The 19,303-nt window shown below is 65.7% G+C and carries 17 protein-coding genes; 8 read left to right on the forward strand and 9 right to left on the reverse strand.

Annotated features, from left to right (window positions below):
• Window positions 1-23 precede the first annotated feature (23 nt).
• Window positions 24-1,709 carry an FAD-dependent oxidoreductase gene (locus ACWDXS_RS00485; protein ID WP_449960475.1) on the reverse strand — a complete coding sequence of 562 codons (1,686 nt, stop codon included), beginning with the start codon at window positions 1,707-1,709 and terminating at the stop codon, window positions 24-26.
• 234 nt (window positions 1,710-1,943) lie between these two features.
• On the opposite strand from ACWDXS_RS00485, the gene ACWDXS_RS00490 reads away from it, so the two are divergent.
• On the forward strand, window positions 1,944-2,792 hold the full coding sequence (locus ACWDXS_RS00490) for an SDR family oxidoreductase (RefSeq protein ID WP_449960478.1): 849 nt from the start codon (window positions 1,944-1,946) through the stop codon (window positions 2,790-2,792).
• A 16-nt stretch (window positions 2,793-2,808) separates the two neighbouring features.
• Window positions 2,809-3,609: an enoyl-CoA hydratase/isomerase family protein gene (locus ACWDXS_RS00495; RefSeq protein ID WP_378992973.1), complete on the forward strand. Its 801-nt coding sequence runs from the start codon at window positions 2,809-2,811 to the stop codon at window positions 3,607-3,609.
• Window positions 3,610-3,642: 33 nt separating this feature from the next.
• On the opposite strand, the gene ACWDXS_RS00500 is transcribed toward ACWDXS_RS00495, so the two are convergent.
• On the reverse strand, window positions 3,643-4,545 hold the full coding sequence (locus ACWDXS_RS00500; protein ID WP_379315324.1) for a TetR/AcrR family transcriptional regulator C-terminal domain-containing protein: 903 nt from the start codon (window positions 4,543-4,545) through the stop codon (window positions 3,643-3,645).
• 279 nt (window positions 4,546-4,824) lie between these two features.
• On the opposite strand from ACWDXS_RS00500, the gene ACWDXS_RS00505 reads away from it, so the two are divergent.
• From ACWDXS_RS00505 to ACWDXS_RS00520, 4 genes are all read left to right on the forward strand, one after another.
• On the forward strand, window positions 4,825-5,721 hold the full coding sequence (locus ACWDXS_RS00505) for an HpcH/HpaI aldolase/citrate lyase family protein (protein WP_449960484.1): 897 nt from the start codon (window positions 4,825-4,827) through the stop codon (window positions 5,719-5,721).
• Between the two features lie 252 nt (window positions 5,722-5,973).
• On the forward strand, window positions 5,974-8,709 hold the full coding sequence (locus tag ACWDXS_RS00510) for an ABC transporter permease subunit (protein ID WP_449960487.1): 2,736 nt from the start codon (window positions 5,974-5,976) through the stop codon (window positions 8,707-8,709).
• Window positions 8,706-9,422: an ABC transporter ATP-binding protein gene (locus ACWDXS_RS00515; RefSeq protein ID WP_379315026.1), complete on the forward strand. Its 717-nt coding sequence runs from the start codon at window positions 8,706-8,708 to the stop codon at window positions 9,420-9,422. The genes ACWDXS_RS00510 and ACWDXS_RS00515 overlap by 4 nt, the downstream gene beginning before the upstream one ends.
• Window positions 9,423-9,488: 66 nt before the next feature.
• A complete protein-coding gene (locus tag ACWDXS_RS00520; protein WP_449960491.1) occupies window positions 9,489-10,736 on the forward strand; it encodes an ABC transporter substrate-binding protein in 1,248 nt (415 codons plus the stop codon).
• A 24-nt stretch (window positions 10,737-10,760) separates the two neighbouring features.
• Here ACWDXS_RS00520 and ACWDXS_RS00525 read toward each other — a convergent pair whose 3' ends face one another.
• The 6 genes from ACWDXS_RS00525 to ACWDXS_RS00550 form a co-directional block, all read right to left on the reverse strand.
• Complete coding sequence (locus tag ACWDXS_RS00525; protein ID WP_449960494.1) at window positions 10,761-12,065, reverse strand: CoA transferase; 1,305 nt, start codon at window positions 12,063-12,065, stop codon at window positions 10,761-10,763.
• Window positions 12,066-12,186: 121 nt separating this feature from the next.
• Window positions 12,187-13,107 carry an alpha/beta hydrolase gene (locus tag ACWDXS_RS00530; RefSeq protein ID WP_449960497.1) on the reverse strand — a complete coding sequence of 307 codons (921 nt, stop codon included), beginning with the start codon at window positions 13,105-13,107 and terminating at the stop codon, window positions 12,187-12,189.
• A 6-nt stretch (window positions 13,108-13,113) separates the two neighbouring features.
• Window positions 13,114-13,554: a hypothetical protein gene (locus ACWDXS_RS00535; RefSeq protein ID WP_378992985.1), complete on the reverse strand. Its 441-nt coding sequence runs from the start codon at window positions 13,552-13,554 to the stop codon at window positions 13,114-13,116.
• Window positions 13,551-14,264 (reverse strand): TetR/AcrR family transcriptional regulator, encoded by a 714-nt coding sequence (locus ACWDXS_RS00540; RefSeq protein WP_378992987.1) that lies wholly within the window; start codon window positions 14,262-14,264, stop codon window positions 13,551-13,553. The genes ACWDXS_RS00535 and ACWDXS_RS00540 overlap by 4 nt, the downstream gene beginning before the upstream one ends.
• Window positions 14,261-15,064 (reverse strand): enoyl-CoA hydratase/isomerase family protein, encoded by an 804-nt coding sequence (locus ACWDXS_RS00545; RefSeq protein WP_449960502.1) that lies wholly within the window; start codon window positions 15,062-15,064, stop codon window positions 14,261-14,263. Before ACWDXS_RS00545 ends, ACWDXS_RS00540 begins: the two co-directional genes overlap by 4 nt.
• A 4-nt stretch (window positions 15,065-15,068) precedes the next feature.
• Complete coding sequence (locus ACWDXS_RS00550; RefSeq protein ID WP_449963353.1) at window positions 15,069-16,265, reverse strand: CaiB/BaiF CoA transferase family protein; 1,197 nt, start codon at window positions 16,263-16,265, stop codon at window positions 15,069-15,071.
• Window positions 16,266-16,520: 255 nt separating this feature from the next.
• On the opposite strand from ACWDXS_RS00550, the gene ACWDXS_RS00555 reads away from it, so the two are divergent.
• A complete protein-coding gene (locus ACWDXS_RS00555; RefSeq protein WP_449960505.1) occupies window positions 16,521-17,447 on the forward strand; it encodes a TIGR03619 family F420-dependent LLM class oxidoreductase in 927 nt (308 codons plus the stop codon).
• Window positions 17,448-17,534: 87 nt separating this feature from the next.
• Window positions 17,535-17,942 (forward strand): pyridoxamine 5'-phosphate oxidase family protein, encoded by a 408-nt coding sequence (locus ACWDXS_RS00560; RefSeq protein WP_449960508.1) that lies wholly within the window; start codon window positions 17,535-17,537, stop codon window positions 17,940-17,942.
• 89 nt (window positions 17,943-18,031) lie between these two features.
• Here ACWDXS_RS00560 and ACWDXS_RS00565 read toward each other — a convergent pair whose 3' ends face one another.
• Window positions 18,032-19,252 carry an amidohydrolase family protein gene (locus tag ACWDXS_RS00565; RefSeq protein WP_449960511.1) on the reverse strand — a complete coding sequence of 407 codons (1,221 nt, stop codon included), beginning with the start codon at window positions 19,250-19,252 and terminating at the stop codon, window positions 18,032-18,034.
• Between the last annotated feature and the right edge of the window lie 51 nt (window positions 19,253-19,303).

Below are 19,303 nucleotides of genomic sequence, written 5' to 3' on the forward strand. Positions count from 1 at the left end.
ACCGAAGCGGCGGTCGAGTCGTTTCAGGAGCGCGCCATCGCTGTCCGTGCCGCGTCGAGCAGATCGGCGTGATCGGTGAACTTGACCCGTGGTCGGCCGGTCGCCGCACCGGCGGACCGCTCGGCCTGGTCGATGGCTTTCCATCCCGCGCGATCGACGACATCGGGTTGCCGCTCGTTGACCAGCGCGGTGAGCGCGGCCCGATCGCCGGTGGGCGCGGTGAGTCTGCCCGCGACGAAATCGGCGACGAGGTGCTCCACGGTCTCCGCAGAGTCGACGCGGTTGGAGCCGATGACACCGCGCGGCCCGCGCTTGATCCAGCCGCTGACATACACACCCTCGACCGGGTAGCCGTCCGCGCCGATGACGCGACCGTGCTCGTTGGGCACCACGCCCAGTGCTTCGTCGAAGGGCAGATCCGCCACGGCGACTCCGCGATAGCCGATCGAACGCAACACCAGGCCGGTCTCCACCCGCTCGGTCTGATCGGTGGCCCGTGCCACCCGTTGTCCGTCCCGGTCGATCAGTTCGTTGCGGGCGAACTCGAGGGATTCGACCCGCTCGCCGCCGTGGATCTCGATCGGAGAAGTCAGATAGCGGAACACGATCCGCTTGTTCTCGGGGGTGGCCGGGTCACGCGAGTATTCCTCGGCCAGTGCGTACTTCAACCGCGGTGACGGCCCGGCGTCCGGGTGGTCCAGGGCAGCGTGGTCGACCGGGTCGAGCACGAGGTCGGCCTCGTCGATGATCACGTCCACACCCTCGAGATGCCGCAGCGCCATGAACTCCGGACTCGTGTAGGCGGCCTGCAACGGGCCGCGCCGCCCGAGCAGCACAACCTCACGGATGTTGCTCTCGCGCAGCGCGGCCAGGGCATGGTCGGCGATATCGGTGCCGGCCAGCTCGTCCGGTGACACGGTGAGCACGCGGGCCACGTCGAGGGCGACGTTGCCGTTTCCGACGATCACCGCGCGCGGCCCCGAGAGGTCGAAGACGCGATCGGCGTAATCGGGGTGGCCGTTGTACCAGGCGACGAATTCCGTGGCCGAATGCGAACCGGGCAGGTCCTCGCCGGGCACGCCCATCCGGCAGTCGCTCGACGCACCGACGGCGTAGAGCACCGCGTGATGGTGCTCCATGAGCTCCGCGTGTGAGATGTGTTCGCCCACTTCCACATTGAGATGAAAGCCGACGCTGTCGCCACGGAACGCGGAGTCGAACAACTGCGTGACGGTCTTGGTGCCCGGATGGTCGGGAGCGACCCCGGCGCGCACGAGTCCCCATGGTGTCGGCAGCTTGTCGAAGATCTCGACCTCGGCCGAGCAGCGCCGCCGTAGCTCATCGGCGGCGTAGCACGCGGCGGGGCCCGCACCGACGATCGCGACCCGGAGCGTGTCCAGACCCGTCGGTAGCCGGGGCGTCGGCGCGATCGAATCGAACGTCGAGCCCAACGGATGATGCTGGAAATAGGTCGCGTTGATATCGCGGAACCGCTCCAGCGATGCGGTCAGGCTGTCCTCGGGGAAGATGGCCTCGACCGGGCACGCGTCCGCGCACGCACCGCAATCGATGCAGGTGTCGGGGTCGATGTAGAGCATTTCGGCCGTCGCGAATTCGGGGTGGTCCGGCCGAGGGCGGATGCAATCGACCGGGCACTCGGCGACGCAGGTGGCGTCGTTGCAACAACGCTGGGTGATGACATAGGCCATGTGTGCTGCTTCTTCGGGAGGGTGGAAATGCCAAGTCGCTCGGCGGATCGGGTCCGCATCCGCTGGCGCCCGACCTCGACTGGTGATATTACTGTAATGGCAACTGGAAGGGTTTCATCAGCGTCTCGACAGCAGTGCGCGATGCGGACGAGACGGTGAGCCGGTGGAGAACCCGCGTGGCTCGCCCTGCCCTTCGGCGGAATTCGAGTCGGGTCGAACAGATTGGAGCCGGTGATGCCGGACAGTGACAGGCCACTCGCGGGCAAGACCCTGATCATGTCGGGCGGCAGCCGCGGCATCGGGCTCGAGATCGCCAAGCGGGTGGCCGCCGACGGGGCGAACATCACCCTGATCGCCAAGACCGATCAGCCACACCCCAAGCTGCCGGGCACCGTGCATACCGCCGCCGCGGAGATCGAACAGGCCGGCGGCTCGGTTCTCGCGGTCGTCGGTGATGTGCGCGACGACGCGGTGGTCGCGGCGGCGATAGATCGAACGGTCGAACGCTTCGGCGGGATCGACATCGTGATCAACAACGCATCGGCGATCGACCTCGCCACCACCGAGGCCCTGTCGATGAAGGCCTACGACCTGATGCTCGACATCAATTGCCGGGGCAGCTTCCTGCTGTCCAAGCTTGCTATCGGGGCCCTGCGGAAATCGGCACTGGCCGGGCGCAACCCGCACATCCTGACTCTGTCGCCACCGTTGAACCTCGAGCCACGCTGGGCCGGAGCCCATCTCGGCTACACCATCGCCAAATACGGTATGTCGCTGACGACGCTGGGACTGGCCGAGGAACTGCGCGCCGACGGCATCGGCGTGAACTCGTTGTGGCCGCGCACCACGATCGCCACGGCGGCGATCCGGAACCGTGCCGGTGGCGAGGAGCGGATCGCCACGTCACGCACACCGGCGATCTGCGCCGATGCCGCCTACCTGGTGCTCACCTCACCCGCCGAACGCATGACGGGCAACTTCCTGATCGATGAGGAAGTCCTGGCCGAGCACGGGATCACCGACCTGGACAGGTATCGGGCGGTTCCGGGGAACGCGCCGCTGACCGTCGATCTCTTCCTCTAGTACAGGAGTCGACCAGATGACCGAAGAGCTTGTGCTGCATCAACTCCGGCGCGACGGGGTGTGCACCCTGACGCTGCATCGCCCCCATCGCAAGAACGCGATCACCATCGGGCTGTGGACCGCCCTGCGCGAAGCTCTGGACACGATCGCGCACGACCCCGCGGTGCGGGCGGTGGTTCTGACGGGGGCGGGTGGATCGTTCTGTTCCGGCGCCGACGTCACCGACAGTGATCCCTATGCCGCGCCGTTCGCCAAGTTGCAGGCGATCTCGGACGTCGCCCAGCGCCTGCACGATCTGCCGATACCGACCGTCGCCAAAGTGCGCGGTGTCGCGGTCGGCGCCGGATGGAATCTGGCACTGGGGTGTGACCTGGTCGTCGCGACGCCGGACGCGACGTTCTCCCAGGTCTTCGCCCGTCGTGGGCTCTCGCTGGACTGCGGCGGTTCGTGGCTGTTGCCCAAGCTCGTCGGAGTGCAGCAGGCCAAGCGGCTGGCGCTGCTCGCCGAGACGATCGATGCCGCGGCGGCGCTCGACCTCGGTTTGCTCACCTGGGTCACCCCCGAGCCCGAGATCGATGACTTCGTCGACCGGATCGCCGACCGGCTGGCGGCCGCCCCGCCGATCGCCGTCGCACAGACCAAGGCCCTGCTGAACGAAGGCGCCGACCGGACGATGCACGAGGCGCTGGCCAGTGAATCGCGTGCACAGGCCGTGAACTTCGCGACAACCGATGTTCCCGAGGCATATGCGGCGTTCGCTCAGAAACGCGAAGCTGCCTTCACCGGGGCATGGAACGTTCGTCGTCCGCCGAGCTGACGGCGATCGAACCGGATGCCGATATGTCGCTGGTTATTCGGCTTTGGCGGCGGACCTGCTTCGTCGCGGGGCGGCGACCTTCTTGGCTGCGACGGTCTTTTTGGCTGCCACCGTCTTCTTCGCTGTGGCGGTCTTCTCGGCTGCGACGGTCTTCTTCGCCGCGACCGTCTTCTTCGCAGGTCCAGCCGCCGCCTTCTTGGCGGGGGCGGCCCTCTTGCGCGGTGTCGACGGACGTGTCGAGTCGATCAATCGGCTCGCGCGCTCGAGAATGGATTCGAGGCCGTACTCGAAGTTGGTGTCGTCGGGAGCGCCGCTGTGATGGCCCCGTGCTCCCGCCTCGGCCAGTAGGGGAGTGGTTTCCGGAGAAATGGTCAGATGCTCGTAGTAGGCGCCGCGCTCGTCGCCGGATTCCTTGTTCTTGTCGTAGAGCCGCTGCAGGACAATCGATCCGCGAGTGTGCAACTGGATCGCCGAATACGTGTCGACGGCATCGTCGAGCGTCAGGCCGGCCTCCATGAGATTCGCGATCACCTGTTCGGTCAGTTGCGCGCCCAGGCGAGCGGCCAAGGGGCTCAGCGCCGATCGAATCAGGATCAGATCGCAGAGAATGGGGTTGCCCAGAAACGTCGCTCGCATGGTCCTGGCGTGGTTGCGCATCGTGTCCTGCCAGTCGCTCGCCTGGATGAACGGGGCCTCGCTCGCATACTGTTCCAATGCGCGATCGGTCATGGCGTTGAGCAGATCGTCCTTCTTGCGGAAATACCAGTAGATGCTGGTGACTCCGACATCCAGATGCTTGCCGAGCATCGGCATACTGAGATTGTCGAGGGACACATCTTCCGCGAGTTCGAATGCGCCGTCGAGAATATCCTCCGGGTTCAGGGACCCGCGCTCGCGTCGTTGCCGCTTATCCGCAGTCGCTTGCTGTTTCGCCATGCCGTAACCACCTTTGTGAGTTCCTGGGTTGCCGACGTTAACTGTTGTCGACGCTGCGCCGCCAGCCCTGGTGGTACGCGCCACAGTAAATGATACCGCGAGGCATTCTATCGACTCGTCGAGCCGATCACGGTGAGGAGCCGAACCGGTGTCGTCGGCGCGTCGAATATTCTCGCCGCCTGTTTACTGTATGTAGTACCGTAATGATTACGGCAAAGGGATTCGCTCCGTAGCTGCGGTGTCCACACCGGCCGACCCAATCCATCGAAGGGACCGTTCATGAGCAGCATCGGACACCGCGGAATCGACGCCAGGTCCTGGCTGTTCGCTCCTGGCGACAGTGCGCGGAAAATGGCGAAAGCGGCCACTGGGGCCGCCGATATCGTGCTCATCGATCTCGAGGACGCCGTCGCGGCCGCGGAAAAGCCGGCGGCCAGGAAACGAACCGCGGATTTCCTCGCCGCGCACGCGGAATCGGACCGCCGCCGGCTGTGGGTTCGGGTCAATCCACTCGACGGTCCACACACGCTGGCGGATCTGGCCGCGATCGTGCCCGCGCGACCGGGCGGAATCATGCTGCCCAAATCCCGTGGCGGCCAGGACGTGCGGACACTGGACCACTATCTGTCCGCGTTGGAGGTCGCCGCCGATGCCGAACCCGGCCGGATCGAGGTGATCGCGCTGGCCCCGGAATCCGCCGAAGCCGTCTTCACCACCGGAACCTATCGGGACGCACCGAGGTTGGCCGCCCTCAGTTGGGGTGTGGAAGACCTGGCCGCGTCGCTGGGGGCCGGTACGCATCGCGGCCCCGATGGCGGCTACGGCTTCACCTACGAGTTGGCGCGAAGTCTCTGTCTGGTCGGCGCGGCGAGCGCCGCAGTGGCCGCCATCGACACCATCCACGGCGACTACCGCGATCTCGACGGTATGCGAGCTCGTGCGGAAAAGGCTCGTCGTGAGGGCTTTCGCGGGATGTTGGCCATTCATCCGGATCAGGTGGACATCATCAACGCGGCGTTCGCGCCCAGCGTCGAGGAACTGGCTGCTGCCCAGGAGATCGTGGATTTGTTCGCCGCCGATCCCGAAACCGGAGCGATCGGCTACCGAGGTGGGCTACTGGATCGACCGCACCTGGCCAGAGCGCAGGCGCTCCTCGCTCCTCGCAGGCAGGCCTGATCCTCGAGCTCGGCTGGGAATCCGATGGTCGAGACGGTGTGGGCGGAAGATTCCTATTGCCATTACAGTATGTATTACCGTAGCGTGTCTCGCGTCACATGGTTGACCTGACGACCTGGCCGACAGGCAGGGGCGCCAGCTGTGTTGGAACAATTCGGGCCTGCGAGTGCTGCCGCCCGAATCGCGAGTGAGGCGCTCAATGCTTTCTGTTACGGCCACAGGGGATTTCGAGCTCGTCGAGGGGCTCGGAGCATGAGTCAGCATCTTCAGTTCCTGATCCTCGGGATCGGTAGCGGCGGCGTGTTCGGTGCCCTCGCGATCGCGTTGGTCCTGATCTACCGCAGCTCCGGCGTCCTCAATTTCGCCACCGGCGCGATCGCGCTCAACTGTGCCTATATCTATGCCTTCTTGCGGCGCGGCGAGTTCTTGATCCTGGTCCCCGGCCTGCCCAAATCGGTGGGTATCGGGGGTGATCCGGGCTTCGCGGTGTCGGCGCTGGTAGCGGTCCTGCTGTCGGCGATGTTCGGCCTTCTGCTCTACATCGTCGTGTTTCGTCCCCTGCGCAAGGCTCCGCCGATCGCCCGCGCCGTCGCCTCGATCGCGTTGATGATCGTCTTGGTGGCGATAGCGACCAAACAGGTCGGTACCAACACCATCGGGGTCAAGGCGATCTTCCCGGTCGGCATCTGGAGCCTCGGGGGTATTCGGATCCCGCAGGATCGGGTGTACTTCGGGATCGCCATCGTGGTGATCGCTCTGGTCCTGGCCGCTCTCTACCGATTCACGAGATTCGGCTTGCTCACCCGTGCCACCGCGGAGAGTGAGCAAGGCGCCTACGTGAGCGGTCTGTCGCCCGATCGCTGCGCGGCCTACAACTGGATGATCGGCTGCGCGGTGGCTGGATCGGCGGGCATTCTCATCTGCCCGATCGTGCCGCTCACCCCGACGGGTTATTCGTTGTTCATCGTTCCGGCGCTGGCCGCGGCCATCATCGGGCGGTTTTCCTCGATCGTCGCCGCTGTCCTGGCGGGCCTGGCCATCGGCATGCTCCAGTCGGAAGCCACCTACCTCTCGCGGGTATACGAGTGGCTACCCTCCAGCGGTTTGGTCGAGCTGGTTCCACTGCTCGTGCTGCTCGTCGTGCTGGTCGCGCGGGCCAGGCCGTTGCCATCACGCGGCGCGGTCATCGTCGCCGAGTTGGGCAACGCGCCCTACCCTCGCCGGTTGTGGTCCAGCGCCGGGGTGGGCGTGGTGGTGGTCGGCCTGGCACTGGTATTCGCCGGAAACGACCTGCGCACCGCGCTGATCACCTCTGTTATCCTGGCCGTCATCGGTCTGTCCCAGGTGGTGGTCACCGGATACGCGGGTCAGGTGTCCCTCGCTCAACTCGCCCTCGCCGGCGCCGCCGCGTACATACTGGGACCGATTGCCGAGAACTGGGGCATACCGTTCCCGTTCGCTCCGCTGCTCGCGGCGCTCGTGGCGACCGTGCTCGGTGTGGTCGTGGGACTACCCGCGCTGCGGATTCGCGGGCTCACTGTCGCTGTGGTCACCCTGGCGCTGGCCTATGCGATCGAAGCACTGTGGTTCCGCAATCTGGATTTCGTCGGTTCGGGTGGAATCAACATTCCGGACCCGACCGTATTCGGGTACAGCCTCGGAATCGGGCGCGGCGAGAACTATCCCAGAGTGGAATTCGGGCTGTTCTGTCTGATGGTGCTGACGGTGGTCGGACTCGGGGTCGGGTACCTGCGGCGAAGCCGACTCGGTACACGGATGCTGGCGGTTCGGGCAAATGAGCGTTCGGCCGCCGCCTCGGGTGTCGATGTGGTGCGGACGAAGTTGTCCGCGTTCGCGATCGGCGCGTTCATCGCGGGACTCGGCGGCAGTCTGCTCGCCTATCAGCAGACGAACGTGTCGTTCCAATCGTTCACCGCGCTGGCCGGTGTGACTTTGTTCGCGACCGTCTACCTCGCGGGTGTCACGTCGATTTCCGGAGGTGTGCTCAGTGGCGTAATCGGCGCCGGCGGTGTGGCTTTTCTGCTGCTGGAGCAGATCAGTGACCAGGCGGGCAGCTGGTATCAGGTGATCGTGGGTATCGGGCTGCTGCAGACCGTGCTGACGAATCCGGAGGGAATTGTCGCCCCTGTCCAGCGGGCCTTCGCGCGTACCGGTCCGAAGTCGTCTGGCCGTACGGGGTCGCTGGCCGGCACCGGGGTCGCCGCGCCGAAGCCGACTGCGGTGCCAGGAGGCGACCCGCTGCTCGGACTCCACAACGTGACAGTCCGCTACGGAGGTGTCGTCGCTGTCGACAACGTGACATTCGAGGTGCCCGACGGCGCGATAGTCGGTCTCATCGGTCCGAACGGTGCGGGAAAGACCACCTTGATCGACGCGATCAGCGGGTCGGTGCGTGCCGAGGGCACCATCGCCATCGGCAGCGAGTCGCTCGGGAACAAGAAGACCCACGAGCGCATTCACGCGGGTCTCGGCCGTACGTTCCAAGCGATCGAACTCTACGAGGATCTGAGTGTTCGTGAGAATGTCGTGGTCGGACTGTCGGGCCGAGGCACGGCGCGGGCAGCCTTCGACGAGGCGGAGTTCGACGAGATCTTCGACTTGCTCGGGCTGGCGCACGCCCGCGAGACGCCCGCGGGTGAGCTGTCGCAGGGACAACGCCAGTTGGTGTCGATCGCGCGCGCGATGGCGGGCAAGCCGCGAGTCCTGCTGCTCGACGAGCCGGCCGCCGGCCTCGATACCACCGAGAGTCACTGGCTCGGTGAACGATTGCTCGCCATTCGAGACAGCGGGGTGACCATCGTGTTGGTCGAGCACGATATGAGTCTGGTGCTGCGGATCTGTGACCACGTTCAGGTGCTGGACTTCGGGCGGATCCTCGCCTCGGGTACGCCCGAGCAGATCCGAAACGATCGCACGGTCGCCGAGGCCTATCTCGGCAGCATGTTCGCCGAGGAGATCGCCGAATGACTCTCCGACTGCACAACGTGACCGCCGGGTACGGCAAACTTCCGATCGTTCGTGAGCTCGACCTCGAGGTCGCGTCCGGATCGGTGACGGCCGTCCTGGGACCGAACGGCGCGGGAAAGACGACCTTGATGTCGACGCTGGCCGGTCTGCTGCCCGCCCTCGCGGGCGAGGTGACGGTGGCCGGGCGGCGTCTACCGAATGGCAAGCCCGCCAAGGCGAATCGCGCGGGTGTGGTTCTCGTCCCGGACAATCGCGCGCTGTTCAACAGCTTGACCGTCTCCGAGAATCTGGAAATCGCCCGCGTGCGCAATGGACCGTCCCTGGACGAGATCCTCGCGCTGCTACCCGCACTGCGACCGCGGTGGAAGGTCGCGGCGGGTGCACTCTCGGGCGGCGAACAGCAGATGCTGGCCGTGGGGCGGGCGCTGGTTCAGAATCCGGCAGTGCTGCTCATCGATGAGATGAGCATGGGACTGGCCCCGGTCGTCGTGGAGACGCTACTTCCGGCCGTGCGACATATCGCCGATACCACCGGTGCCGCGGTCGTCCTCGTCGAACAACACGTCCGGCTCGCGCTCGAGATCGCCGACGAAGCCATCGTTCTCGTCCACGGGGAAGTGACTCTCCGGGGTAGCGCAACCGAGCTGAAGGCATTCCCGGAGCGTCTGCGAGCCGCGTATCTCGGAGGCGAGACCGGCACCGCCGCAGGTTGATGCGTGCCCGTGCCAACGGGGTGAACGGCAAGTTCGCCCCATTCGATTCAACACCAGGAGACAAGCATGTCCTTTTCCCTACGGAACCGGTGGGCTGCCCTGCCGTATGTCGCGCTCGCAGTGGCGTTGTCGGCCTCCGGCTGTTCGAGCGGCGACGGCGGTTCACCGGCTCCGGTCGACAGATCAGTGCTCGGCCAGGAGAACAAGGCAACGGGTGCGCCGATCAAGCTCGGGTTCGTCACCACCGGACCCCGAGCGCCTGTCCACACCGAGGAACTCGAAGTAGCGAAAGCGACCGTCGCCTACGTCAATACCCATCTCGGTGGGATCAACGGTCGTCCGATCGAGCTCATCACGTGCGAGGACGAGATCCAGGTGAGCCTGGCTCGAAATTGCGCGAACAAGTTCGTGCAGTCCGACGCTGTCGCCGTGGTCACCGGTGACTACGGCAATTCCGACACCATCGCCACGATCACCTCGCCCTCCGCCATGCCCTATTTCGCACTCGCCGGCGGCGGGCAGGCGATGGTGCTGCCGAACACCTATGTGATGGGCAACCCGCTGAACGGGCTCATCGGAGTACCGGCGGCGTATGCGAAACAGAACGGCTACAAGAAGATCGCGGTCCTGACCGTCGATTCGCCCGTCGCGGTGGAGCCGCTCACCAAGCTCGGTCCCCTCGCGTTCGGAAACGCCGGTGCGCAGGCCGACGTGGTCGCGATCCCACTCGGCACCGCCGATATGACGCCACAGATCCAGGCCGCACTCGAGAAGAAGCCGGATATGTTCCACCTGCTCGGCGATGTCTCGTTCTGCGCTGCGGCGATCAAGGCCATGCGGACGCTGAACGCGACCCAGCCGGTGATGACGGTCAACCAATGCGTCGGCGATTCCGAGATCGCGTCGCAGATCCCCGGCGGCTACCAGGATCTGCTTGTCGTCGCCAATAGTGTCGTCGACCCTGCCTCGAAAGAGACGAAGCTCTTCGAAGCGGTGGTCGACGGATCAGGTGCCAAGATGCCGGATACTGCCGCAGCGCCCTATATGGCGATCCTGGGGCTCCGGTCCGCGTTGGAAGGGATGCAGGGCGAGATCACTCGCGCGACGGTCGCGGCCCGTCTTGATTCGATGGCAGAACCCGAACCGCTCCCTCTCACCCCCGCATCGACGTTCCAATGCGGAACCAAACCGATCTCGTTCGGTCCGAACATCTGCAGTGGCAATGCCCTGCTCGGCAAAGCGGAAGAAGACGGCTCGGTGGTCGATGTGAAGACCATAGATACCACCGCGGTATTCGCGACACCCGGGCGTTAGCGAGAGCGCGTTCTCGCCGCGAGATCAACTCTCGGTCGCGATGACGGCCGCCTCGCGCAATCGCGCGAGGTCGGCCGGCGACAGGTGAAGCCGGTCGCGTAAGACCTGTTCGGTGTGTTCACCCAGCCGTGGAGCCGCTTGCGGCGCGGTGTGGGCGCCGTCGACCGACGCAGGCGCACTGGGCGCGAGGTAGGTGCCGATGCCAGGTTGCAGCAACGACGTGAACAAGGGATTGGCGGTGACCCGTGGGTCGGTCACTACCTCGTGAAAGCTCCGGTAGCGCTCCCACAGGATCGAGGTCTGTTCGAGGGCGGCGGTGATCTCGACGCCGCTGCGGGCCCGGAACCACGGCGTGAACAGGCCGGTGAGGACATCACGATGGTGGTAGCGGGCGCCCTCGTCGGTGAAGTCGGCGTCGAGAGCCGTGGCCAGCGCGTCGACGGCGGCGCGAGTTCCGGTGAGCTCGGTGAGCGCGTGAAAGTGGCGGGAGGTGAGGGCCACGATCATGAACGTGGCGTCGTCGGCCGCACTGAAATGCTGACCGTACTGGCCGTAGATGGCGTTGCCGAGGCGCGGCCGCGGCGTCTGGCACAGCATCGCCTCGGTGAGAAAACCGAGGTTTCCCGCCGTCGCCAGTGCGACATCCTCCAGCGGCAACGTGATCCTGCTGCCTTCTCCGGTCGCCTCGCGGTGCCGCACGGCCCCGGTGATCGCCAGCGCGGCGTACAGACCGCAGAGCAGATCCCAGGCGGGCAGAACCTGATTGATCGGCCCCGCGTGCTCGGCCGGGCCGGTAACCATCGGAAAGCCGATGGCGGCGTTGACGGTGTAGTCCACCGCGGTCGAACCATCGGCACGCCCGAGGATCTCGAGCCGGATCAGATCGGGTCGCCGCTCGGCGAGAGTGTCGTAGTCGAGCCAGTCCCGGCCCACGGTGTTGGTGAGCAGGATGCCACTGCCTGGTCCACCGTCGGTGATCAGGTTCGAGATCAGTTGTTGCCCGGCGGAGCCGCGCAGGTCCGCCGCGACGGAGCGCTTGCCCTTGTTGAGACCGGTCCAGTAGATGCTCGCACCGTCGTCGGTGAGCGGCCACCGATGGTAGTCGGCCGCCCCGCCGAGGGGATCGACCCGAATCACGTCGGCACCGAGTTGGCTCAGTGTCATTCCCGCCAGCGGAGCGGCGACGAAACTGGAGATCTCCACTACCCGAAGCCCGGCCAAAGGCTGTGCCGCCGATCGTGCGGTCTCGTTCACCGGACAGCGCTCGCGGGCTGCGCCGACTCGGGCGCTCTGAGCGTCGGGTACATCGGTGGCGAAGGCCTCGCTCATGGGATCTCGCATTCCCTCTTCGGTTCGATACTGTTTTAAATACGGTATATATTACCGTTGAACGTACTGAACAAGGTAGCAAGCATCGCCTGCCGAGGGAAACGGAGCACGCTTCACCGGCTTACGCGGGGTCTGCCCAGCCGTTGAGCGCGTCGTCGAGGGCATCCAGCCGGGCTCGCCGAAAGGCACGCGCGACCGGCGTGCGCCGCTCGACCAGGTCGAAGCCGTGGTAGGCGCCGGGCACTACCCGCAGGGTGCACCGAATGCCGGCCTGCCGGAGGCGTTCGGCATAGGCGAGGTCTTCGGCGTAGAAGAGATCGTTGGTCCCCACGCCGATCCAGGCCGGCGCGAGCCCGGTCATGTCGTCGCAGCGGGCCGGAACCGCTAGGGGCGATACGGTGTCGCCGCTGGCACTGCCGAGGTAGGAACGCCAGCCGAGCCGGTTGCTCCGTTCGTTCCACAGACGTAACCGGCCGGGAGTGGGGTAGGTGCGGGCGGTGGTCCGGTCGTCGAGCATCGGATAGGACAGCACCTGGAGAACGGGGCTCACCTCGGCACTCCACGTGCAGAGGTGGGCCAACGCGGCGGCCAACCCGCCGCCCGCGCTCTCGCCGACGAGCGCGATCCGGCGAGCGTCCACATCGGATCGAGCCGCGAGCCAGCGCAGCGCCGCGTAGCAGTCCTCGAGCGGGACGGGGAACGGGTGTTCCGGCGCCAGCCGGTACTCGACCGATGCCGCGACCGCACCGAGTTCGCCGGCGACCCGCCGACAGAATCCGTCGCCCATCGCCGCATTGCCGATGAGGTACCCGCCGCCGTGCACGAACAGCACCGCCGGTGCTTTCGGTCGCGCGCCGTCGGGCCGGAACAGCCGGACCGTGACATTCGCGTCGACCCGCTCGAGCACGCCTTCGGACGGTGGTCGGCTGCCGCTGCGAGCCGTCAGCTTCCGGATGGGACCCACCGACCGTGATCCGACGACCGTGCGTGGCAGGTATCGGGCAAAGCGCAGGTCGGGATGAAAGTCGGTAGGTTCGTCCACGGACGCTCAGGCCACCATCTCGTCGGAGTCGAACGGCGCGAAGAACGCACCCATACCGCCCACTGCCAAGGCGTGGCCGAGGGCATCGAAATCATAGGTCGCGGCGATGTTTCCGGAGGCACCCAGTATCCGGGCGAGGATCTCGTGGGACGTGTCGGGCAGCAGGGCGGCGCGAGCTCGATCCAATCCGGGCAGTGCGCAGCGCTGCTGGACGTGGGCGATCATCAGGTGCAGACACAGCTGCTGGGCTGGTGTTTCCGGCCGCGGGCTCGTGCCGTCGGCGAGCCTGGTGGTGAGCGAGTCCAACGTCTGCGCGAGGTAGAAGCCGAACACCGGTCGCGAGCTGTGCAGGATATCGGCGCGGACTCGGTCGGCCAGGCCGGCGCCCGCGGCACCGAGGGCGGCGGTGATCGCGGGTGTGAGGGCTGGATCCTTCGGCTGTCTCATCGGCTCTGCTCCTCCATCGCCCGCTTCGCGTGATCCAGGATGCATTCCAGCCCCCATTCGAAATTTCGGTCGTCCGGAGCTCCGGTCCGCCTGCCCTTGGCCATGGCGGCCGCCAGCAACGGAGTCGTCTCGGGGTCGACGTGGATGACGTCGTAGTAGGCGGTCGCATCGCTGCCCAGCTCCTGGTTCTTGTCGTGGAGTCGTTGCAGGACGACCGAGCCCTGCACATGCAGGTTGACCGCTGAGTAGACGGTGAACGCCTCGTCGACCGAGAGCCCGGCCTTCACCAGGCTCGCGACCGTGCGCTCCACCTGCTCGGCGCCCAACCTCGCCGCGTGCTGACTCAGCGCCGAACGGATCAGCACGAGGTCGCACAGGATCGGATTGTTCAAGAACGCGCGGCGCATGGTGCGCGCGTGGCGCGACAGCGACTCGCGCCAGTCGTGCGCGTCGACGGCAGGGTAGGGCGCCGCGTAGATGAACTGGCGCAGCGCGCGATCGGTCATGGCGTTGAGCAGGTCGTCCTTCTTGCGGAAATACCAGTAGATGCTCGTGACGCCGACATCGAGATGTTTGCCGAGTAGCGGCATGCTGAGCCCGTCGACCGAGACCTGTTCGGCGAGTTCGAACGCGCCGTCGATGATGTCCGCGGGATTGAGCGATCCTCGTTCGCGTCGGCGACGCGGCTGCCCGAGTTTTCGACCGGTCATAGCGCGACTTGCTGATCGGCGGCGGCGTACACCGGTTCACGCTTTTCGGCTAAGGCGGCGAAGGCCTCGATCACGTCGGCCCCCGTGAGGTTGACGCCCGCGGCCTTCGCCTCGGCATCCAGCGCCTCGGACAACGTTCGATCGGATCCGGCATTGAGCAGATTCTTGGTCTGCCGCAACGCAACGGGCGGACCCGCCGCCAGTTTGCCCGCTATCTCGTCGACGAACTCATCGATCGTCTCGGCAGGCCGCAGCCAGGTGACGAGTCCGAGCCCCTCGGCATGCTCGCCGGTGATCATCTCGGTCAGCAGGGTCAGGCGCTTGGCCTGCTGCAAACCGACGAGCCGGGGAAGCAACCACGAGCCACCGCAATCCACCGACAGCGCACGGCGGGCGAAGATCTGGCAGAACCGTGCCTGCGGGGTCGCGACAACGAGATCGCAGGCCAGCGCGAGGTTCCATCCCGCGCCGACCGCAACGCCACGCACCTTGGCCACTGTCGGCACCCGCAGCTCGTGCAGCAACTGCACGGTCTCGTTGATGGTGCGCAATTCGCGAGCCGGATCCGGAAACTCGTCCATTCCCTCGGTGGCGGCGAGATCGGCTCCCGCGGAGAACGATTCGCCCGCGCCGGTGAGTACAACGGCCCGCACCGTGGGGTCGCTCGTGATGTCACGCAGTGCCGCCCGCAGCGCGTGCCACAGCGGGGTGCTGATCGCGTTCTTACGACGTGGGCGGTTGAGCGTCAGCGTGCGCACGCCGCCGGCGTTGCCGATGAGCAGTACGGGCTCGTCTGTCACAGGGTCATCCTTTCGTCGCCGTCACTGCGGACGGGGCGGGAGTGGTAGTGCCGATCGCACCGCGATCACGGAGTTCCGCGATGTCCGAAGGTGTGAATCCTGCTGCTGCCAAGACTGTCTCGGTGTGCTCGCCGAGACCGGGTACCGCACCCATCGGCGGCGCGAAGCCCGCGATGACCGGAGGCGGCAACAGGGCTGTCACCGAACCCGCGGGAGTGCTGATCTCTTGCCATCGGTCGCGCGCCGCGAGATGAGGGTGCGCGATGACCTCGCGCGGCGTTCTGAAACGAGAGTTCCCGATGCCTGCCGCATCGGCCCGAGCTTGGACGGTGGCTGCGTCATGGCGCGCACACCACTGGGCGATCTCGTTGTCCAGTTCGGTCCGGAGTCGGACCCGGTCGAGGTTGCCCGCGTAGCGCTGGTCGTCGGCGAGGTCGGGCCGATCGAGCAGATCCCGGGCGAGGCGCTGCCATTCACGGTCGTTGGTGGTGCCGAGAACCACGGTCTCGCCGTCCGAGGTTCGGTAGGCGCCGTACGGTGCGACGGCGGGGGAACTCATCCCGAGCGGTTGCTGATCGACACCGGTATGGCGGGTGTAGGTGAGCTGGTAGCCCATCAATTCGGCGGCGGTATCGAACAAGCTCACCGATGCGTGGGTGAACGGGGCAGGCTCGGCGGTGCCGCCGGTGCGCGCACCGGGTGATCGTCTGGCGCAGATCATCGCCAGGATCGTCAGCGCGGCATACAGACCCGAGCTCACATCCGCGATGGGCGGGCCCGGCTTGGCCGGTGCCCCTGGCGAGCCGGTGACGGCGCAGACTCCGGACTCTGCCTGGATCAACAGGTCGTAGGCGCGTTTATGGGACAGCGGTCCCCCCGCGCCGTATCCGTCGATCTCCATCACCACCAGGTCCGGGTGTCGCTGTGCGAGTTGGACCGGTGAGATACCCAGTGCTGCGGTCGCCCCCGGGGCCAGGTTGGCGACGAAGACATCCGCCGTGTCGAGCAGTCGGTGCAGGACCGTCATCCCGTCCGGATTTTTGAGGTCGAGAGTGATCGACTCCTTGCCGCGGTTGGCCCAGACGAAGTGCGCGGCGAGCCCGTGGACCACGTCGTCGTAATGTCGCGCGAAATCGCCGCCGCGGGGGTTCTCGATCTTGATCACCCGGGCACCCAGATCGGCCAGTGTGCGCGTGCACATCGGTGCCGACACCGCTTGTTCGAGCGTGACGACCGTGATCCCGGCAAGCGGACCTTCCGACTCGTCCTGAACAGGGATGTGCACAGCTCACCTCATCGCTCGTCACCACGCCACTCTGGCGCACCATTGTACTGTAAGCTATACAGTAAGAAAGACCGAGTTGGCCACTGTTGCGCTCGACGTGGTTCGTCGGCCAGTGGCACGCTGTCGTGCGCGAACGACGTGCGCGGTGATCTGGACAAAGGAATTCGCGCAATGAAGTACGTTCTCGAGTATCCCGCCGAGCTGCCGACGGCATCCGACGCGTTCTTGGACCCCGCGGTCATTCGTGATGTGGTGAGCCAAGCCGAGGAGTCCGGTTTCGCCGCGGTGGCGCTCAGTGAACACCCGGCGCCGTCGTTGAAGTGGCGGCACAACGGGGGTCACAACACTCTCGACCCGATCGCGGCACTGAGCTATATGGCGGGGTTCACCACGCGTATTCGATTGCTCACAAATCTGTATGTACTGCCGTTCCGTAACCCCTACCTCGCCGCGAAAGCGCTGGGCAGTCTGGACATCGTCTCGGGTGGTCGGTTGATCGCCGGTGTCGGAGCCGGATACCTGCGGGCCGAGTTCGCTGCTGTCGGCGTCGATCATGACCGGCGCGGCGAGTTGCTGGACGAAGCGCTGGATGCGCTGCGGCGCATTTGGGCCGACCCTGAAACGCCGGTCGCGGGAGTGGGTTTCGGCGCGCCGGGGCCGCTGTGGTTGCAGTCTCCCGCGCAGCGCCCGCACCCGCCGCTGTGGATCGGCGGTAACGGCAGGGCGGCTCGGCGCCGCGTCGTCCGGCACGGCAGCGGGTGGATGCCGATCATCGCCGATGCCGGCATGGCCGCTGCTATGCGAACGACCGCTATCGAGAGCGTCGAGGCGTTCGGTGCCGCGGTGGCCGACCTGCGCCATGGTCTGGCGGCAGCGGGCCGAGATGCCGACGCGGTCGACATCCAGGTCGTATGTCCGCACCTGGACTTCGGTGATACCGATACGGTCCTGGCGGCGTCGGGCTATCTGGACGACCTCGAAAAGCGTGGCGCCACCTGGGCTGTTGTGCACGTCGACGGTTCCAGCCCGGCCGCCGCTACGCAGTTCGTGAAGAGATTCGGGGCAGAGGTCATCGCCGGGCGACACGGCATACTGTAATCTATACAGTAACTATATCAATATACGGGTTCTGTTGCGGCGACGACCAGCGCGCCGGTGCGGAATCGTGTATCTCACTGCGAATCGATGGTGGAGACTCTCATGACCTCAAGGGTGCCTACGGAATACGAAGACTTGCTTCAGCGACCGATCGTCGGTGTTCTCGGAACCGTGACCCCGCAGGGTTCGCCTGACCTGTCGCCCATGCGCTTCACCTGGGACGGTGCGCACCTGCGGATGAGCCATACGATCCCGCGACGCAAGTTCACCAGCTTGCAGGCGAACCCGAACTACTCGTTTCTCATCACCGACCCCGATGTGCCGACCAGGTCGCTGGAGACACAGGGATGGCTGGTCACGGTCTTGGGAGACGATGAGGGGGTCTTCTATCGTGAGCTCAGCGAGTTGTACGGTGACGTCGACGCCGGGCTGCCCGATGATGTCTACGATCGCGTCGTGCTGATTCTCGACGTCACCAGGTTTACCGTGAAGTGACTGCTCGCCGATAGTCCTACCCGAACCGTGCAACATCCCGAATACGCAATGCGGCTCCCCGTCGGTGACGGGGAGCCGCATATTTCGCGCTATCGGCTGGGTGACTCCTGGGCGACATTCGAGCCGATCAGATCGAGAGCGTTGTCGCGCATCACTTTCCGGGTGTCCTCATATGAGAATTCCGGAAACTGCGGAATGTCCGCGGTGAAGGTCGTCGGATCGGCGAGCCCCTCGCCGTGTGGCCAATCGGAGCCGAACAAGACCTTGTCCACGCCGATCGTCGCGGCGAGCAGTTTGACGTCGTCTTCGTAGTAGGGCGCGATCCAGACATTGTTCTTCAACTGCTCCACCGGATCCTCGGTGAAGTGGTGAGGAGCAGTGTTCGCGGCCTTCTTCAAGCGCTTGATCAACCGGTAGACGAAGTACGAGCCGTTCTCGATGCTCACCACTCTGAGCTTCGGGTGGCGGGTGAACACCTGGTGCACGATCATCGAGGCGATCGTGTCGTGGATCGCGCGATCGTCGAGCAGGATCTGATCGAGCGGATCCTTCTTGCCGAATCCCTCGAACGTCGCCGTGCCGCCCCACAGCGCGTTGATGGCGAGATATCCGCTGTCGGACAGGTGGAAGCCGACTGGTACGCCGGCTTCGGCCAGGCGGGCCCACACCGGGTCGTGCAGAGGGTCACCGAGGGATCGCGGGCGTGTCACACCGGGTACCGGTGCCGGGCGCACGAGCACCATCTTGGCGCCGCGGCTCAGCGCGAACTCGACCTCCTCGACCGCCGCCGCCGGATCGGCGAGGGAGATGATCGGCGCCGAGATGATGCGGTGGTCGGGACGGTCGAATCCCCAGTCCTCGTCGAGCCACAGGTTGAAAGCGTGGACCGAGGCGATCGTCGCGGGAATGTCGTGCTTGAGCGCTTCCTCTACCCCGCAGGCGAAGGTCGGCAGCATGAAGACAGTTTCGAGGTTCTGTCGATCCAGGACCGTCACGCGAGCGTCGCGGTTCTGGTATTCGGGGTGCTCGGACAGGCGGTCTACTTTCATCAACGAGGCCGGAGAGACGCCCTCGGGAATCTCACCGCGAAACAGCAGATCGAGGCACCCGGGCTTGATGATCGGGTCGAACGTAGGGTTGGGGACGAATTGGTTGACCTTTCCGCCCATTATCGCCAGCGTCCGCTTTCCGTCGTTGACCATCTGCACCCCGCGCTGCTTGAACTCTTTGGGTAGATGGCGGGTGAACGCGTCCAGTGGTTCGTAGTAGTGGTTGTCGACATCGACCGCCAGATAGTCCAGCTTTGTCATTCTTCGTCCTTTCGCAACCGGTGGTCTCGCCGGGCGCTCCGTCGTCGAACC

It is taken from the genome of Nocardia sp. NPDC003183 (assembly GCF_053590715.1).

Bases quoted from the DNA above. Each gene is read 5' to 3' on its own strand.
- ACWDXS_RS00485 (WP_449960475.1), bottom strand. From the start codon at position 1,709: ATGGCCTATGTCATCACCCAGCGTTGTTGCAACGACGCCACCTGCGTC.
- ACWDXS_RS00490 (WP_449960478.1), top strand. From the start codon at position 1,944: ATGCCGGACAGTGACAGGCCACTCGCGGGCAAGACCCTGATCATGTCG.
- ACWDXS_RS00495 (WP_378992973.1), top strand. From the start codon at position 2,809: ATGACCGAAGAGCTTGTGCTGCATCAACTCCGGCGCGACGGGGTGTGC.
- ACWDXS_RS00500 (WP_379315324.1), bottom strand. From the start codon at position 4,545: ATGGCGAAACAGCAAGCGACTGCGGATAAGCGGCAACGACGCGAGCGC.
- ACWDXS_RS00505 (WP_449960484.1), top strand. From the start codon at position 4,825: ATGAGCAGCATCGGACACCGCGGAATCGACGCCAGGTCCTGGCTGTTC.
- ACWDXS_RS00510 (WP_449960487.1), top strand. From the start codon at position 5,974: ATGAGTCAGCATCTTCAGTTCCTGATCCTCGGGATCGGTAGCGGCGGC.
- ACWDXS_RS00515 (WP_379315026.1), top strand. From the start codon at position 8,706: ATGACTCTCCGACTGCACAACGTGACCGCCGGGTACGGCAAACTTCCG.
- ACWDXS_RS00520 (WP_449960491.1), top strand. From the start codon at position 9,489: ATGTCCTTTTCCCTACGGAACCGGTGGGCTGCCCTGCCGTATGTCGCG.
- ACWDXS_RS00525 (WP_449960494.1), bottom strand. From the start codon at position 12,065: ATGAGCGAGGCCTTCGCCACCGATGTACCCGACGCTCAGAGCGCCCGA.
- ACWDXS_RS00535 (WP_378992985.1), bottom strand. From the start codon at position 13,554: ATGAGACAGCCGAAGGATCCAGCCCTCACACCCGCGATCACCGCCGCC.
- ACWDXS_RS00540 (WP_378992987.1), bottom strand. From the start codon at position 14,264: ATGACCGGTCGAAAACTCGGGCAGCCGCGTCGCCGACGCGAACGAGGA.
- ACWDXS_RS00550 (WP_449963353.1), bottom strand. From the start codon at position 16,265: ATGTGCACGCGCACACTGGCCGATCTGGGTGCCCGGGTGATCAAGATC.
- ACWDXS_RS00555 (WP_449960505.1), top strand. From the start codon at position 16,521: ATGAAGTACGTTCTCGAGTATCCCGCCGAGCTGCCGACGGCATCCGAC.
- ACWDXS_RS00560 (WP_449960508.1), top strand. From the start codon at position 17,535: ATGGTGGAGACTCTCATGACCTCAAGGGTGCCTACGGAATACGAAGAC.
- ACWDXS_RS00565 (WP_449960511.1), bottom strand. From the start codon at position 19,252: ATGACAAAGCTGGACTATCTGGCGGTCGATGTCGACAACCACTACTAC.